The organism is Sphingomonas sp. Leaf25 (genome assembly GCF_001421635.1).
Lineage (GTDB): Bacteria > Pseudomonadota > Alphaproteobacteria > Sphingomonadales > Sphingomonadaceae > Sphingomonas.
The window spans coordinates 1-1,561 of the sequence record NZ_LMKU01000001.1 but is presented as its reverse complement, the minus strand read 5'-3'; the positions used below and the strand labels follow the sequence as shown (position 1 = coordinate 1,561).

Below are 1,561 nucleotides of genomic sequence, written 5' to 3'. Positions count from 1 at the left end.
GCCGGCCGGGCGAACAGCAGCAGCATCCCGGCATAGACCCCACCGCCGACGACGACCGACAGTGCCAGCGTGCCGACCGGCGACTGCGGCGCGACGATCGCCTGCGCCAGCACCACCGCACCGGCCATCGCCAGCCCGGCGGCGAACGCCGGTCGCACCGCGCCGAGGAACGTCCCCAACGACAGCCCGATCACCGGCAGCGCTTGGGTCAGCACGATCCCCAGCAGAAGCGGATGGGCGACGATCCACGCCGCCGCCAATCCGGCGATTCCGAAGCGCACGCCGACCAGAAACGCGACTGGCAACAGCACCGCGCCGATCGCCGTCGTCCGCGCGGTGATTCCCGGCCGGCCCATCGCGTCGACCGCCGGCGGGAACAGCGTCTGGAGCGCCATGAACGGCATCGCGATGCCGAGCAGCACGACCAGCGGCGCGGCCTCGCGCCACTGGTCGCCCAGCGCCAGCGTGACGACCGGCTGCGCGCTCACCGCCAGTCCGAGGAAGAACGGCACCGCGACCAGCATCACCAGCCGCACCGACCGCACGAACCCGCTCGCCACCGCCGTTCGGTCATGCTTCATCCGCGCATAGGCGGAGAAGGCGACCTCGTTGAGCGGCGGCACGACCTTGTTGGTGAAGATCTGCGTCAGGAACAGCGCGGTGGTATAGACACCGACGCCGTGTGCATCGAACCAGCGCCCGGCGATCAGCACATCGGCCTGCGACTGGACGAAGCCCAGCATGCTCGCGCCGGCAACGATGCCGCCATAGCGCGCCAGATGCCCCGCGCCGCGAAAGTCGAAGCTCGGCCACATCCACGCCCGCGCCGCGATCGTCAGCCCGACGGCGCGCGTCGCGAACAACACGGCGGGCGCCAGCACCAATGTCCACACGCCCAGCCCGCCAAGCGCCCCGCCGATTGCGGCCAATGCGCCGGCAACCGAGGACAACAGGTTGACCCGTGCCTGAAGGTGGAACTCCATCCGCCGCGCGAGCAACGCATAGGCCAGCGAACTGAACGGCGTGGCGAGATAGAGCAATGTCTGCACGCGCAGCAGCCGCGCCACCATCGGTTCGTGGTAATAGGCGGCGATCCACGGCGCGGCGGCGAACTGGAGCAGCGCTAGCGCGAGGTTCAGCAGCAGCAGCATCCCGAACACCTGCCGCTGTTCGCGCCGCGAAACCTCGCCATGCTGGATCAGCGCGTTTGCCAGGCCATGACCGTTCAGCATGTTGAGCAGCAGCAGCACGACCCCGGTCATCGCCGCCAGCCCATAGTCGGCCGGGGTCAGCATGCGGATGACGACGAAGGTCGATCCCCATGCGATCAACTGCCCGACGATCTGGCTTCCCGAGCGCCACAGCACCGCGTTGCGCACCTGATCGGCCCAGGCGGTGCGGGATTCGGCCGGGGGGATGGTTGATTCGGGCGTGGGTGTCATCGCCGCACCCTAGCGCAAGCGCGGTTGCCGGGGCGTAAACCCCTATGATTCCGCAAAACTGCAACGGAGTGGCCATAAAAGTGAAAAGAGTTGTTGACGGTTTGGCGGGGTGGGCTTAG

At 68.5% G+C, this 1,561-nt stretch carries 1 protein-coding gene; it reads right to left on the bottom strand.

Translation table 11 applies throughout. The features are described from left to right. Positions 1–1,442, bottom strand: a 1,442-nt coding sequence (locus ASE78_RS00005) for a lipopolysaccharide biosynthesis protein (protein ID WP_082466912.1), incomplete at its 3' end; no start/stop codon positions are given. Positions 1,443–1,561: the final 119 nt, after the last annotated feature.